The following is a 12,760-nucleotide window of genomic DNA, read 5'->3' as shown; positions in this document are numbered from 1 at the left end:
TGACTGGGGTGAGTGAAGGCAGCCAACAAAGAGGCAGCGCGAAGGATAAAGTGTAATGGATAATCAAATGTTTACAGACACTATTAATAAGTGTGCGGTTAACGCTGCGCGTATCGCACGCCTCAGCAAAAATAGTCCTCTCGGATTCTGGATCAGTTCCGCGATGGCCGGTGCCTATGTGGGCCTGGGGATCATTTTAATTTTCACCCTCGGTAATCTCGTCGACCCATCCGTTCGTCCGCTGGTGATGGGCGCTACCTTCGGGATCGCGCTGACCCTGGTCATCATCGCAGGTTCTGAGCTTTTCACCGGTCACACCATGTTCCTGACGCTGGGCGTGAAAGCCGGCACCATCACCCAGGGCCAGATGTGGGGCATTCTGCCGCAGACCTGGCTCGGTAACCTGGTGGGCTCCGTGTTTGTCGCGCTGCTTTACAGCTGGGGTGGCGGTAGCCTGCTGCCGGTGGATACCAGCCTCGTTCACACCGTCGCCCTGGCGAAAACCACCGCCCCGGCGATGGTCCTGTTCTTTAAAGGCGCGCTCTGTAACTGGCTGGTGTGTCTTGCGATCTGGATGGCAATCCGTACTGAAGGTGCCGCGAAGTTCATCGCGATCTGGTGGTGCCTGCTGGCCTTTATCGCCTCCGGTTACGAACACTCCGTTGCCAACATGACGCTGTTTGCCCTCTCCTGGTTTGGTCACCACAGCGAAGCCTATACGCTGTCAGGCATCGGTCATAACCTGTTGTGGGTAACGCTAGGCAATACCCTTTCTGGGGTTGTATTTATGGGTTGGGGTTACTGGTATGCTACCCCTAAAGCGGAGCGTCCGACTCCTGCCACCATCGCAACCGTTCAGGCGAAAGCCAACCAGTAAGAGGTAATGTCGTGGATCACCTGCCAATATTCTGTCAATTACGCAATCGTGACTGCCTGCTCGTGGGCGGTGGCGATGTGGCTGAACGTAAAGCCCGCCTGCTGTTAGACGCAGGTGCCCGACTCACCGTAAACGCCCTCGACTTCGCCCCGCAGTTTACCGTGTGGGCGCAGGAAGGGATGCTCACCCTGGTTGAGGGTGAGTTCAACGAATCTCTGCTCGATACCTGCTGGCTGACCATCGCCGCTACCGACGACGATGTGGTTAACCAGCGCGTCAGCGACGCCTGTGAAACCCGGCGGATCTTCTGCAACGTGGTGGATGCGCCGAAAGAGGCGAGTTTCATCATGCCGTCGATTATCGACCGCTCGCCGCTGATGGTCGCCGTCTCCTCCGGCGGTACCTCGCCGGTGCTGGCGCGCCTGCTGCGCGAAAAACTCGAAGCCATTCTGCCGCAGCACCTGGGCCAGGTTGCCCACTATGCGGGGCAATTGCGCGCCCGGGTGAAAAAGCAGTACGCCACCGTCGGCGAACGCCGCCGCTTCTGGGAAAAATTCTTTGTCAACGACCGGCTGGCGCAGTCGCTGGCTAACCAGGATCGCAAAGCCGTGGATGACACCACCGAGCAGCTGCTGAGTGCACCGCTCGATCACCGTGGCGAGGTGGTGCTGGTGGGCGCAGGTCCGGGCGATGCCGGCCTGTTAACCCTGAAAGGGCTGCAGCAGATCCAGCAGGCGGATATCGTGGTTTATGACCGTCTGGTCTCTGATGACATCATGAACCTGGTGCGCCGGGATGCCGACCGGGTGTTTGTCGGCAAGCGCGCCGGATATCACTGCGTACCGCAGGAAGAGATTAACCAGATCCTGCTGCGTGAAGCGCAAAAGGGGAAACGCGTGGTGCGTCTGAAAGGCGGCGATCCCTTTATCTTCGGGCGCGGCGGCGAAGAGCTGGAGACGCTGTGTGACGCAGGCATTCCGTTCTCGGTGGTGCCGGGCATTACCGCCGCCTCAGGCTGCTCGGCCTATTCCGGTATCCCACTGACCCACCGTGATTACGCCCAAAGCGTGCGTCTGGTTACCGGCCACCTGAAAACCGGCTGCGAACTGGACTGGCATAACCTGGCCGCGGAAAAACAGACCCTGGTGTTCTATATGGGGCTGAACCAGGCGGCGACCATTCAGGCGAAACTGCTTGAACACGGCATGGATGCAGAAATGCCGGTTGCGCTGGTGGAGAACGGCACGTCGATCAAACAGCGTGTGGTCAGCGGCGTGTTAACCCAGTTGGGCGAGCTTGCCCAACTGGTTGAAAGCCCGGCGTTGATCGTGGTAGGCCGCGTGGTGGCGTTGCGTGACAGACTAAACTGGTTCTCCAACCACTGAGCCAGACTGAACATATTCCCCGCTCAATGAGTAGTCCTGTTATGGACTACTCCTCTCTTACCCCTGTCGATAACATACCTTCCGCGAAAGCATATTTTCATATATTCCCTCATGTTACAGACAAGGAAGCGTTATGTTCAAACTGGCAAAGATTGCCCTGGTTGCAGGCATCTTAACGACTCTTACGGCATGTACCGGCCGTGTTGAAAACACCAAAAATAACTGCAGCTACGATTACCTGCTGCACCCGGCGATCTCTATCTCCAAGATCATCGGCGGCTGTGGCCCGGCAGCGAGTCAGTAAGCGTTTTTCAGGCATAAAAAAACCGGGGAGTTCCCGGTTTTTTCGCAGGGTGGCGCTATTACACTACCCCGTAGGCCGGGTAAGGCGAAGCCGCCACCCGGCAAACAAGCTTAAGGTTTCGCCACAAACCCAATCGCTTCGTACACCGCTTTCAGCGTTTCAGAGGCGCGTGCGCTGGCCTTCTCGGCCCCCTCTTTCATCACTTTCTGCAGGAAGGCTTCGTCATTACGGAACTGGTGATAACGCGCCTGCAGTTCGGTCAACATGCCGGAAACCGCGTCAGCCACTTCGCCTTTCAGATGACCATACATTTTGCCTTCGAAGTGCTGCTCCAGCTCAGGAATGCTGCGCCCCGTCACGGCGGAGAGAATATCCAGCAGGTTAGAGACGCCCGCTTTGTTCTGCACGTCGTAACGCACCACAGGCGGCTCGTCCGAGTCGGTAACCGCACGCTTGAGCTTCTTGACCACCGCTTTCGGATCTTCCAGCAGGCCGATAACGTTGTTGCGGTTATCGTCTGACTTGGACATCTTCTTGGTTGGTTCCAGCAGGGACATCACGCGAGCGCCGGACTTCGGAATAAACGGCTCTGGCACCTTGAAGATATCGCCGTAGATCGCATTGAAGCGCTGGGCGACATCGCGGCTCAGCTCCAGGTGCTGCTTCTGGTCTTCACCCACCGGAACCTGGTTGGTCTGGTACAGCAGGATGTCAGCGGCCATCAGCACCGGATAGTCGAACAGACCGGCGTTGATGTTTTCGGCGTAACGGGAAGATTTATCCTTGAACTGGGTCATACGGCTCAGTTCGCCGAAATAGGTGTAGCAGTTCAGGGCCCAACCCAGCTGCGCGTGTTCCGGCACATGGGACTGAACGAAAATGGTGCTTTTCTCAGGATCGATACCGCAGGCCAGATAGAGCGCAAGGGTGTCGAGCGTCGCTTTACGCAACTGCTGCGGATCCTGGCGCACGGTAATGGCGTGCTGGTCAACGATGCAGTAGATACAGTGATACTCGTCCTGCATGTTCACCCACTGACGCAGCGCACCCATATAGTTGCCAATGGTCAGTTCACCTGAGGGCTGTGCGCCACTAAATACGATGGGCTTAGTCATTTTTCAATTCCTGATTTTCACTGTGCGAAAGCCCGAGCACGGGCAGTAAATCTTTGAAGTGGTCGAAGACAAAATCCGGCTCACTCAGCGTAATGGATTCACCGTAGTTATAACCATAGGTGAGGCCAACGGACGGGCAGCCTGCGGCCCTGGCAGCCAGAATATCATTGCGCGAATCACCTACAAAGAGCAGTGCTTCAGGCGATAAAGATAATTTTCCTGCCACCAGCAGTAGCGGTTCGGGATGCGGCTTCTTGTTCTGCACGTCATCGCCACCGACAATCACCGAGAAATAGTGGGCAATATCCAGCGCTTCCAGCAACGGCGCGACGAACGCTGTCGGCTTATTGGTCACCAGCGCCAGCGGCATACCCTTAGCATGCAGCGCGCCCAGCGTACCGGCCACATCCGGGAACAGGAAGCTGCCCTCTTCCACCGTCTCTTCATAAAAACGGTTAAACAGCTTACGCAGGACACGAACCTGCTCTTCCTGCGGGATATCCGCATGATCGACACCCGGCTTGCCCTGCGCCGCACGTTGGATCGCCCGTTCCTGACGCGCCCAGGTCAGCGCGCGTTCCATCAGCACGTCCGCCCCGTTACCGATCCACGTCACCACGCGCTCTTCGCCCGCGACCGGCAGTTCCAGCGCGTACAGCGCCTGATCCACTGCCGCTGTTAAACCCGGCGCGCTGTCCACCAGCGTACCGTCGAGGTCAAATGCAACGCCCCGAATTGCCTGCAAATTATCCATGACTTACCTTCGCCAGTTCACTGCGCATTTCATCAATGACTTTTTTGTAGTCCGGCTGATCGAAAATAGCCGAACCCGCGACAAACATATCCGCGCCCGCCGCAGCGATTTCGCCGATGTTGTTGACCTTCACGCCACCGTCCACTTCGAGGCGGATATCAAAGCCAGATTCGTCGATACGGCGGCGCACTTCACGCAGCTTATCCAGCGTTTGTGGAATGAAGGACTGCCCGCCAAAGCCCGGGTTCACGGACATCAGCAGGATCACGTCCAGCTTGTCCATCACGTAATCAAGGTAGCTCAACGGTGTGGCCGGGTTAAAGACCAGGCCCGCCTTACAACCGTGCTCTTTGATCAGCTGCAGCGTGCGGTCAACGTGTTCGGAGGCTTCAGGATGGAAGGTGATGATGCTGGCGCCCGCGGCGGCAAAATCCGGCACGATGCGATCAACCGGTTTCACCATCAGATGCACGTCAATGGGTGCGGTGACGCCATAGTTGCGCAGCGCCTTCAGGACCATCGGGCCGATGGTCAGGTTAGGCACGTAGTGGTTATCCATAACGTCGAAATGAACGACATCCGCACCGGCAGCCAGGGCTTTCGCGGTGTCTTCGCCCAGCCGGGCAAAATCAGCCGAAAGAATTGAGGGTGCAATCAAATACTGTTTCATCCGCATCTCCTTGAACTTTGTTTAACGGCGGGCGAAACGGCTCAGGGCAGATAGAGAGCCAGCAGTTCGTCCACCTTTTTACGTGTACCGCCGTTGCTGCTGATGCTGCGCCGGACCTTGACCTGAAAATGCTCAGCGGCCTTGTACCATTCGCGCGTATCGGGCGTGTCGTGATTCGAAATTAACACCGGGATACTTTTGCTGACCAGTTTTTCCGCCATCTCCGCCAGACGCGCCTGCTCGGCGGGACTGAAGCTGTTGGTATGATAGGCGGTGAAGTTCGCTGTTGCCGACAGTGGAGCGTATGGCGGATCGCAGTAGACCACCGAGTTGGCGTCAGCTTTATCCATACACTCTTCATACGAGAGGCAATGGAACTCCGCATTCTGCGCTTTTTCAGCAAAGTGATACAGCTCGGCCTGCGGGAAGTACGGGCGCTTGTAGCGACCAAAGGGCACGTTGAATTCACCACGCAGGTTGTACCGGCACAGGCCGTTGTAGCCATGGCGGTTAAGATAGAGGAACAACAGCGCACGGCGGAACTTGTCCTGGCTCTGATTAAACTCAGCGCGATGCTGATAGTAAACGTCCGGGTTGTTGTTCTCTGGCGTAAACAGCTTGCGCGCCTCATCGACGTACTCATCGGTACGCTCTTTTACGATGGTATAGAGGCTGATCAGATCGCTGTTGATATCCGCAAGGATATAGCGGGAGTAGTGGGTATTGAGAAATACCGAGCCCGCGCCAACAAAGGGTTCGACAAGACACTCGCCGTCTGGCAGGTGTTTTTGAATATCATCGAGCAGGGGGTATTTCCCCCCTGCCCATTTCAGAAAAGCGCGATTTTTTTTCATGCTGACTAACTGATTACACCTTCTCCGGCTGTGGAGAAAGCTCCGACAGCATCCTGCGCTTCACAGATTACTTCAAATCGGACTGAACCTGACGGATCGGCTTCGCCCACGGATTTTTCGCCTGAACGTCGGCTGGCAGCGTGGCAACCGCGCGTTTTGCTTCATCTTTAGAAGAGTACACACCGCTCACCAGCACATACCATGGCTGACCGTTACGGGTGGTCTCGTAAACAACGAAGTTTTTCAGGTTTGATTTTTTCGCCCAGCCGTTGAGGTTGTCATAGCTGGAAGAGCTGCTCAGCTGCAACGTGTAGTTGCTGGACGGCGCAGACTTCAGTGAACTCACATTCCCTGTAGATTTACCGGTGCTGGCAGAAGCCGCAGGCGCGGTTGCAGCTGGCGTCGAGGCGGTTGCCGTCGGCGCTGGCGTAGCCGTCGCTTTCGGCGCCGTCGCGGTTGCCGCTGGCGCTTTGGCCGGGGCGCTGGTTGCCGTTTCAGTGTGCTTCGGCTGCGCGGCGGCTTTCGGCGTTTCGGCTTTGGCAACTGGCTGTGGCTTCACTTCACGCTTCGGCTCGATGACCGTCTGCTTACGTTCCTGATGCTGTACAGGTTTAGTCTGACGTGGCGCAGTTTCTGTAGCCGCCGTCTGCTGCTGCCCGGTGGCACCACGAACTGGCGCGACGGTCGCAGGCTCGGTCGGCAGCGTGGAGTTAACCACCACGTTGTTGACCTGCTGCTGGCTCTGCGGCTGCGTCAGGGCATTATTCAGATCGCCCTGCACTTCAACACGCTGCTGGCCTTCCGGGGTCGCCGGAGACTGGCCCTGAGTTGGCGTGGAGGCCACTGGCGGCAGAGAGATCTCCTGCTGGGTATTCCCGGCAGTATTCTCTGCAGAAGTGGTGCCTGGCGCAGGCTGGGTGCCATTCGCCTGATCGGCAGCACTGCCGGAAAGATCGATGCTCTTCTCGCCGGACGCGGTTTGTTCAGCAGGCGTGGTTGACGGGGCTTTGAGTGCCGAGCCGACGCCGATAATCAGCAGCAGCAGGACCAGCACGCCCAGGCCCATCATAATGTACTGGCGGGAAGCGGGCTTCGCCGGAGCGGCTTTACGCTTACGCGGGCGACGCTCTACGGGCTCTTCGTCCATTGAATCTTCTTCGGACTCATAATCCTCTTCTTCACGCTCGTCGCGGGCGGCGCGGCCACGCGAAGGACGAGGATCGTCATTGTCCAGATCGACCTCATCAAAGTTAATTTGCGGATCGTTATCACGTTCTGAAGACTGGCGAGTACGACCAGTACGACGATCGCTGGGATCGGGTTTCAGCTCGTCTTCTGGTTTGAATTCATCCATTTAACACCCCACTAAAAGGCTTATGCCTACAACTTTGCACATCACCTGAAGCAAACTGGCTACGTGTTACCGCAGCCGGACCTTTCTAATAGTTACGCTTGCTGGCAATCAGCAATAGCGCCAAGAACGACATCGTGCGGCACACCGCCACGAACTTCACTCTTTCCGATGGCAAGCGGGAGTACCAGACGCATCTCGCCTGCTAATACTTTTTTATCACGCATCATGTGCGGCAAGTAGGCCTGCGCTGACATTTCTCGCGGCCCCGTCACCGGCAAACCGGCGCGCTCAAGCAGCGTGATAATGCGTTGTGTATCCGCCTTGCTGAACTGACCCAGACGCTCCGAGGTGCGTGCGGCCATTACCATTCCCGCCGCCACGGCCTCGCCATGCAGCCAGTTACCGTAGCCCATTTCGGCTTCGATAGCATGACCGTAGGTGTGCCCCAGATTCAGTAAAGCACGTAAGCCTGTTTCGCGCTCGTCTGCGGCAACCACTTCTGCTTTCAGCTCACAACAACGGCGAATACAGTACGCCATCGCCTGACCATCCAGGCGCAACAGGGCGTCCATATTCTCTTCAAGCCAGCTAAAGAACTCGCCGTCCAGAATAATGCCGTACTTGATCACTTCCGCCAGGCCAGAGGCCAGCTCGCGCTGAGGCAGCGTTTGCAGACAGTCGAGATCCACCACCACCGAAGCGGGCTGATAGAACGCGCCAATCATGTTTTTGCCAAGCGGATGGTTAACGGCGGTTTTGCCACCAACGGAAGAGTCGACCTGCGACAACAGCGTGGTAGGAATTTGAATAAAACGGACACCGCGCTGATAGCTTGCCGCAGCAAACCCCGTCAGATCGCCAACGACACCGCCGCCTAAAGCCAGCAGTGTAGTGTCGCGACCGTGCGGTTTTTGCAGTAATGCGGTGAAGACGGTATCGAGTACCGTCAGGCTTTTATACTGCTCGCCATCAGGCAGAATCACACTGTCGACCTTCACGCCAGCCTGTTCGAGCAGCTGACGTACGCGGTCGAGATAAAGCGGAGCCAGAGTCTCATTGGTGACCAGCATTGCCTGATCACCCGCTTTCAGTGGTAAGAAGGAAGCTGGGTCGTTAAACAAACCAGCCGCGATAGTGATAGGGTAACTCCGTTCACCGAGAGTGACTGTAATCCTCTCCATAACGCGACATCCACCTTAAATGCTTTTACCCGCAGGCGAGTGTATATAAAGCCAGAATCAGTTGCTTTCCAGCATATGAATAATCTGGTTTGCGACCACTTTTGCGCTCTGGTCGTCTGTGCGAATGGTGACGTCAGCAATCTCTTCGTACAGCGGATTGCGTTCACCAGCCAGTGCTTCCAGAACTTCGCGTGGAGGCGTCTCAACCTGTAGCAACGGGCGTTTTTTATCACGCTGCGTACGCGCCAGTTGTTTTTCGATGGTCGTTTCGAGATAGACCACGACACCGCGGGCGGAGAGACGGTTGCGAGTTTCGCGAGATTTTACAGAGCCGCCGCCGGTAGCCAGCACAATGCCCTGCTTTTCCGTAAGTTCATTGATGACTTTTTCTTCACGGTCACGGAAACCCTCTTCGCCTTCTACGTCGAAGACCCAGCCCACATCAGCTCCGGTTCGTTTCTCAATCTCTTGATCAGAATCGTAAAATTCCATATTGAGTTGTTGAGCTAACTGGCGCCCAATAGTGCTTTTGCCGGCACCCATAGGCCCAACCAGAAAGATATTGCGTTTCTCTGCCATTTTTTCGGTACTACTAAGACTATTCGTTAATGGTAAACCCGCTTCGCCGATACCTGGCGTAACAGGACATGAACTGAAACCTCATATGCGATAGAGCGAGAGTCAGACTAAAAATTATCTCAGTACTCCAGCTTGTTTGGCAACAGAATAAATCACCAGGCTTGCCGCTTAAGTTATTAAGGGGTGAGATTGTGTAAGCTGATTCTCAAATCGGTACTCCTTGTATGCTAATTCATGCCCCACGTCAAACATCTGCAACAAACAGAATGCAAAATCACGCCGGGCATTGCTGCCCATTATGGCGTTGCAACCAGACGTGGGGTGATAAAAACCACTAATTCCCGGCGCTCGTTGTCTTTACCCTGATGGCGGAAAAGGTGCCCCAGGAGAGGAATACGGCTCAAGCCTGGCACATTTTCGCTGCCGCTTTTATGCCTCTGAGAAAAAATTCCCCCTAAGGCCAGCGTTTCACCACTTTTAACTTCAACCTGGGTTTCAATCTCCTGCTTATCGATGGTCAGGGTTTCACTGTCGGCCTGCTGCAACACCTGGCCCGGGCTGTTCTCGCTGATACGCAGCTTCAGGCGTACCCGACCGTTGGCCAGCACCACCGGCGTCACCTCCATGCCCAGCACCGCCTCTTTAAACTCCACCGACGTCGCCCCGCTCTCTCCGCTGGAGACCTGATAAGGGATCTCGCTCCCCTGTTTGATGCTGGCGGGCTGCATGTGCGATGCCAGCAGCCGCGGGCTGGCGATGATATCTACCTGCTGCTTTTGTTCGAGGGCGGAGAGCTCAATGTCCAGCAGCCGGCCATTAATCCGCCCGATATTAAAGCCCACCTGCGTGGTCGCGGCGTTAACCGCAAGATCGGCGCTGAGTATCGTCAGCTGACCGGGCTTACCCGCCTGCTGAGCCTGGGCCAGACTCCACTTCACCCCTAACTCGCGCAGGCTTTTTTCACTCATGCTGACGATGTGCGCCGCGAGCTCGACCTGCGCTACCGGCAGATCCATCTGCGTCACCCAGTGCTGTAGTGCGTCCAGCGCTGCCCGGGTGTCGCGCACCAGCAGACGATTGGTGCGTTTGTCCACCGCCAGGCTGCCTTTTGGGCTGAGGAGCTTTTCGGCAGCCTGCTGGAGATCGCTCGCATCCGCATACGAGAGAGGGAAGCTGCGCGCCTCCAGCGGCACGCTGAGCTGGCGCTTTGCGCGCTCCGCCTCTTTTCTGGCCTGCTGCTGCTGTTGCCAGGCGGCGCTGTGAATATAAAAGATGCCCTCGTGCTGGCGCATCACCAGCCCGGCGCTGGTCACTACCGTCTGTAGCGCCTGTAGCCAGGGCACCTTCTGCAGACGCAGCGAGACGTTGCCGCTCACGTCCGGGGCGATAATCATGTTGCGGTTCTCCTGCTCCGCCAGAGCCTGCAGAAGCTGGGCGACCGGTACGTCATCCACCACCAGATTGACGGCCGCCGGTTCCGCTGCCAGCGCCTGGCTGGCGATCAGCAGCAGTGCCACGATCCCTGTTTTCATGTTTCGTTCCTTGTCGTTGCCATCGCCATTGGGACTGTTCACAGGCCTCTGAGGTGTCGATGACCAGCTCCTTTTCATCCAGCGTCATTACCCGCCAGCCCTGAGGCAGCGTCTCGCCGCGGCGCACCCGCAGCCAGCGAGACGTTTCATCCCTGACGATCCCCACAGGCACCGCGCCGGACACCAGCCCGGCATAACGCCACTGGCTCAGGACGGCGTCGGGGCAGCGTGACACCGGGGCCTGAAACGGATCGCGCATGCCGAGAAGCAGCGGCAGTAAAAGCAGCACGCCCCGGTTAACCCGCATTCTGCCGCTCCAGCTGGAGGGTAATCCGTAGCTTTTGCTGCTCTGGCTGGATGGTAAAACGCCCGACCGCCACATCGCGCCGGGCGAGGGTGGCAAACAGCGTGGGGATCTGCGCCCACACCGCATCGACCACCAGCTCCCCGCCTGCGCTGACGGGCTGCCAGCGCACCATCCGCATCTCACCGGTATCGAACTCCAGCGGCGAAAAAGGGCGCGTTGCCATGGACGCTGGGACGTCATCCTCGGGGAAGAGCTTACGCACCGCGGTCCATAAGCGGGCGTTGATCGCAGCGCCTTGTTCATGCTGAGCCTGCTGCGTCGTGAGCTGTTGCTGCTGTATGTGTAGCTGCACACCGGTCACGCCGAACAGCATCAGCCCGGAACTGACGCCCCAGCACAGGCCGCGCCAGCGCGGAGACAGCCTGTACCAGATGTCAGGATGGATCCGCATAAGCCTGCTCCTTGCGGGTCAGCGTCCAGCTAAACTCCCAGCGTCCCTGCGCGTCCTGGCGCATCTCCCCCGGCGTTCCCGGCCCGAATCCGGGCAGCTGGCGTAGTGCCGTCTCCAGCGCCGCAAGCGCCGGTAAGGTAGTGGCGTATCCGTGGAGCGAGAGCGTGGACTGCTTAAAGCGAAGCTGCGCCAGCCATGCCTGCTCCGGCAGGGCGTGGGCCAGGGCGATCAGTTCCGCCTGCCAGGCCTCCGTGCTGGCTTTTTGCCGCGCCCAGCGCTGCCGTTGCTGGCGCTGAACAACACGCGCCGCCCACTGCGTTTGCCGCTGCTCCAGCGCCTGTCGTAGCGCCAGATCGCTGGCCTGCCTATGGGCGTAAACATCCGTCTGCAGAGATGAGCTGGCCCGAAGGGCCGTCCAGAGCACCAGCGTTAAGAGCAGCGAGCCGGTAAACAGCAGGCCCCAGAAGCGCAGGCAGTGGCGTTTTTGTTGCTGACGCCACGGCAGCAGGTTTGCGGTCCTCATACCGGATAGACTCCCGCCGCCAGCGCCAGCGCGACGCTAAAATCCGCGCCATTTTCAGGCAGCGGCGGCTGCCGGTGGGGTACCACGCACCAGGGATCGAAACTGGCCATATCGCAGCAGGCGATCTCCTCAACCCTGAGCGCCAGCAGCGCGGCCAGCCGTTCGACGTCGGGGGCTTCCGCCAGCCCGCGCCTGCCCCACTGGTGGCGCATCGCCCAGAGCCACTGGTCCCGATCGCGCCAGGCGATACACTGGGCGGGCGCCTGCACAAAAGGCAGCAGATGCGTCAGCGCTCCGGCATCGGGCGTGATGGTGGTGAGTTGCAGGCGCAGGACCCGGGCCAGCTCCAGAAGCGCGTCGATCTCCTTATTTTGTGCGGCAGTAATCTGAAATGTCTGGCTGAAGGTATCTTCTGCATAGTCAAAACGCAGGGCTTCGGGCGCCATCTCCAGTTCACGGCTCAACGCGGATGCAATCCAGGCCGTCTGCTCGCTGTCGCGCAGGGTCATCGCCGGGCGCGGCAGCGTGCGCTGCAGGGTGCGGGCAGCCGGAAAGGCGAGAAATATTTGATGCTGATGCGGCAGCGTCTGACGCCATTCGCGCAGGGCCGCAGCCAGTTGTTCGGGCTGAAGAATTTGCCCGTCGTGGATAATGCCCTCCGCCAGGGGGAGCTGCCACCAGCGGCGCAGACCCCACCCCGACTTTTCGCGCACCAGCGCGACGGCCAGAACCTTATCCTGTTGAATATGAACGCCTGTTCGCCATGTTTTAAACGCCATGTTTCACGATCTCCTTATCGTCCCTGGGGATGACGGCTATATCAATGCTACAGGCTTGCCTTTATACTACCGCGCGATTGTTTAGAAACTGCCCA

General features: G+C 58.0%; 15 protein-coding genes. 3 read left to right on the top strand and 12 right to left on the bottom strand.

Features of this window, described 5'->3' with window-relative positions; translation table 11 throughout:
* The first annotated feature begins 67 nt into the window (after positions 1 to 67).
* The 3 genes from nirC to K5I40_RS19780 all read left to right on the top strand — a co-directional run bounded on the left by nirC (position 68) and on the right by K5I40_RS19780 (position 2,566).
* Positions 68 to 877 (top strand): nitrite transporter NirC, encoded by an 810-nt coding sequence (gene nirC, locus K5I40_RS19790; RefSeq protein WP_223075720.1) that lies wholly within the window; start codon positions 68 to 70, stop codon positions 875 to 877.
* 11 nt (positions 878 to 888) lie between these two features.
* Positions 889 to 2,262, top strand: a complete 1,374-nt coding sequence (cysG, locus tag K5I40_RS19785) for a siroheme synthase CysG (protein ID WP_223075721.1) — start codon at positions 889 to 891, stop codon at positions 2,260 to 2,262.
* A gap of 133 nt (positions 2,263 to 2,395) precedes the next feature.
* Positions 2,396 to 2,566, top strand: a complete 171-nt coding sequence (locus K5I40_RS19780; RefSeq protein WP_039031528.1) for a YhfL family protein — start codon at positions 2,396 to 2,398, stop codon at positions 2,564 to 2,566.
* A gap of 110 nt (positions 2,567 to 2,676) precedes the next feature.
* On the opposite strand, the gene trpS is transcribed toward K5I40_RS19780, so the two are convergent.
* From trpS to pilM, 12 genes are all read right to left on the bottom strand, one after another.
* A complete protein-coding gene (trpS, locus tag K5I40_RS19775) occupies positions 2,677 to 3,681 on the bottom strand; it encodes a tryptophan--tRNA ligase (RefSeq protein ID WP_039031527.1) in 1,005 nt (334 codons plus the stop codon).
* A complete protein-coding gene (gene gph, locus K5I40_RS19770; RefSeq protein ID WP_039031526.1) occupies positions 3,674 to 4,435 on the bottom strand; it encodes a phosphoglycolate phosphatase in 762 nt (253 codons plus the stop codon). The genes trpS and gph overlap by 8 nt, the downstream gene beginning before the upstream one ends.
* Positions 4,428 to 5,105 carry a ribulose-phosphate 3-epimerase gene (rpe, locus tag K5I40_RS19765; RefSeq protein ID WP_039031525.1) on the bottom strand — a complete coding sequence of 226 codons (678 nt, stop codon included), beginning with the start codon at positions 5,103 to 5,105 and terminating at the stop codon, positions 4,428 to 4,430. The genes gph and rpe overlap by 8 nt, the downstream gene beginning before the upstream one ends.
* Positions 5,106 to 5,146: 41 nt before the next feature.
* Positions 5,147 to 5,959 (bottom strand): adenine-specific DNA-methyltransferase, encoded by an 813-nt coding sequence (gene dam / locus K5I40_RS19760; protein ID WP_039031524.1) that lies wholly within the window; start codon positions 5,957 to 5,959, stop codon positions 5,147 to 5,149.
* Between the two features lie 67 nt (positions 5,960 to 6,026).
* Positions 6,027 to 7,313 (bottom strand): cell division protein DamX, encoded by a 1,287-nt coding sequence (damX, locus tag K5I40_RS19755; RefSeq protein WP_039031523.1) that lies wholly within the window; start codon positions 7,311 to 7,313, stop codon positions 6,027 to 6,029.
* Positions 7,314 to 7,405: 92 nt separating this feature from the next.
* Complete coding sequence (gene aroB, locus K5I40_RS19750) at positions 7,406 to 8,494, bottom strand: 3-dehydroquinate synthase (RefSeq protein ID WP_039031522.1); 1,089 nt, start codon at positions 8,492 to 8,494, stop codon at positions 7,406 to 7,408.
* A gap of 57 nt (positions 8,495 to 8,551) precedes the next feature.
* Positions 8,552 to 9,073: a shikimate kinase AroK gene (gene aroK, locus K5I40_RS19745; RefSeq protein ID WP_010436374.1), complete on the bottom strand. Its 522-nt coding sequence runs from the start codon at positions 9,071 to 9,073 to the stop codon at positions 8,552 to 8,554.
* Between the two features lie 296 nt (positions 9,074 to 9,369).
* Positions 9,370 to 10,605 (bottom strand): DNA uptake porin HofQ, encoded by a 1,236-nt coding sequence (hofQ, locus tag K5I40_RS19740; protein WP_223075722.1) that lies wholly within the window; start codon positions 10,603 to 10,605, stop codon positions 9,370 to 9,372.
* Positions 10,520 to 10,912 (bottom strand): HofP DNA utilization family protein, encoded by a 393-nt coding sequence (locus tag K5I40_RS19735; RefSeq protein WP_223075723.1) that lies wholly within the window; start codon positions 10,910 to 10,912, stop codon positions 10,520 to 10,522. The genes hofQ and K5I40_RS19735 overlap by 86 nt, the downstream gene beginning before the upstream one ends.
* Positions 10,902 to 11,363 (bottom strand): hypothetical protein, encoded by a 462-nt coding sequence (locus K5I40_RS19730; protein WP_223075724.1) that lies wholly within the window; start codon positions 11,361 to 11,363, stop codon positions 10,902 to 10,904. The genes K5I40_RS19735 and K5I40_RS19730 overlap by 11 nt, the downstream gene beginning before the upstream one ends.
* Positions 11,347 to 11,886, bottom strand: coding sequence for a PilN domain-containing protein (locus K5I40_RS19725; protein WP_223075725.1), 540 nt, complete (start codon positions 11,884 to 11,886; stop codon positions 11,347 to 11,349). Before K5I40_RS19725 ends, K5I40_RS19730 begins: the two co-directional genes overlap by 17 nt.
* Entirely contained in the window at positions 11,883 to 12,665 is a 783-nt protein-coding gene (gene pilM / locus K5I40_RS19720) for a pilus assembly protein PilM (RefSeq protein WP_039031519.1), read from the bottom strand. The genes K5I40_RS19725 and pilM overlap by 4 nt, the downstream gene beginning before the upstream one ends.
* Positions 12,666 to 12,760: the final 95 nt, after the last annotated feature.

Source organism: Leclercia sp. LTM14 (genome assembly GCF_023736175.1).
Taxonomy (GTDB): Bacteria; Pseudomonadota; Gammaproteobacteria; order Enterobacterales; family Enterobacteriaceae; genus Enterobacter; species Enterobacter barmai.
Note: the sequence above shows the minus strand (reverse complement) of the source record. Positions and strands in the feature narration are given on the sequence as shown.